Source organism: Sodalis-like endosymbiont of Proechinophthirus fluctus (assembly GCF_001602625.1).
In the GTDB taxonomy this organism is placed as follows: Bacteria; Pseudomonadota; Gammaproteobacteria; order Enterobacterales; family Enterobacteriaceae.
The window spans coordinates 2,410-4,066 of the sequence record NZ_LECR01000058.1; the positions used below are offsets into that span (position 1 = coordinate 2,410).

1 protein-coding gene and 3 pseudogenes are annotated in these 1,657 nt (G+C 55.5%); all 4 read right to left on the bottom strand.

The window, feature by feature from the left end:
- Positions 1 to 389 (bottom strand): annotated as a pseudogene (gene murD, locus BG74_RS17430) (UDP-N-acetylmuramoyl-L-alanine--D-glutamate ligase); the annotation flags it as partial.
- A gap of 2 nt (positions 390 to 391) precedes the next feature.
- A partial coding sequence (gene mraY, locus BG74_RS06380) for a phospho-N-acetylmuramoyl-pentapeptide-transferase (RefSeq protein ID WP_244267385.1) occupies positions 392 to 1,379 on the bottom strand: 988 nt, incomplete at its 5' end.
- Position 1,380: 1 nt separating this feature from the next.
- A pseudogene (locus BG74_RS17435) lies at positions 1,381 to 1,469 on the bottom strand (hypothetical protein); the annotation flags it as partial.
- Positions 1,463 to 1,657, bottom strand: a pseudogene (gene murF, locus BG74_RS06385) (UDP-N-acetylmuramoyl-tripeptide--D-alanyl-D-alanine ligase); the annotation flags it as partial. The pseudogenes BG74_RS17435 and murF, both read right to left, overlap by 7 nt.

Sequence of the window (1,657 nt, forward strand, 5' to 3'; positions counted from 1 at the left end):
GCACTGGCGGCCATTTTACCCACCATGCGGGTGACAGTGCTTTTGCCGTTGGAGCCGGTTATCGCCACCACCGGCGCCGACGCTTCGCGAGCGAACAGCTCAATATCGCCGACAATAGCGATGCCAGCCTCCCTCGCCGCGGCCAATTCGGGATGCGACAAAGGGATGCCTGGGCTGGCGATGATAAGCGTGGCGTCGAGCAGCCACGCTTCGTTCAACGACCCCAGATGGCATGGGACATCTGCCGGTAACTTCTCCAGGCCCGGTGGTGTAAATCGAGTGTCCATCACCCGCGGCGTGACGCCGCGGGTGCGAAAGAAGTCAACGCAGGAGAGACCGGTATACCCCAGCCCGATAATGACCACCTGTTCGCCCCGATAGTCCGTCATGATTACCGTACCTTCAGCGTCGCTAGTCCGACAAGGACTAGCATCAGCGAAATTATCCAGAAGCGCACAATAACGCGTGGCTCTGGCCAGCCCTTCAATTCATAATGGTGATGAATGGGTGCCATACGGAAAATACGCTGACCTCGCAGTTTGAACGATCCTACCTGTAATATCACTGACATGGTTTCCACCACGAACACCCCGCCCATAATCAGCAATAAAAATTCTTGGCGCAACAGTACAGCAATAGTGCCGAGCGCACCCCCCAGCGCCAGCGAGCCGACGTCACCCATAAAGACCTGCGCGGGATAAGTGTTGAACCATAAAAAACCTAGACCAGCGCCGACGATCGCCGTACACACCACTACCAGTTCCCCGGCGAAGCGCACATAAGGAATATGCAGGTAGCCGGCGAAATTCATGTTACCAGTCGCCCATGCCACCAGCGCCAGGCCGACGGCGACGAACACCGCCGGCATAATCGCCAGGCCGTCTAGACCGTCGGTCAGATTGACCGCATTGCTGGTGCCGACGATAACGAAATAGGCCAACAGCACATACCACAGCCCTAGCTGCGGCATAATGTCTTTGAAAAACGGTGCCACCAGTTGGGTCGCCGGCGTATCTTTCCCCACTGCGAACATGATGAGCGCCACCGCCAGCGCTATCACCGACTGCCAGAAATACTTCCAGCGAGCGATAAGTCCCTTGGTATCTTTGCACACCACTTTGCGATAATCGTCGATAAAGCCTACGATGCCGTAACCTACCAGAACAAATAGTACGCACCAAACATAGGGATTGGACGGATAGGCCCACATCAGCACCGAAATCGTGATCGACGCAAGGATCATTAACCCGCCCATGGTCGGCGTACCACGCTTGCTGAAATGCGATTCCGGGCCGTCATTACGTACCACTTGCCCGATTTGCAGTTTTTGCAGCCAGGCGATAAGGTGCGGTCCTATCCACAGCGACAGGAATAATGCGNAGACTGACGATGGCACGAAACGTCAGGTATGAAAAGACGTTGAACCCCGAATAAAATTGGACCAGATGTTCGGTCAGCCAGACTAACATAGTGCTTTTTCCTGTAACGCGCGCACCACTTGCTCCATCGCGGCACTACGTGAACCCTTCACTAATACGGTCATTACCGCTTGCTCTGACAACAACTGTGCCAGACGGGTGGTGAGCGCCGCTTTGTCCTGAAAATACTCGCCCCGGCCACTAGTCTCACCGATAAGGTGGCTCAGATTGCCAACGCT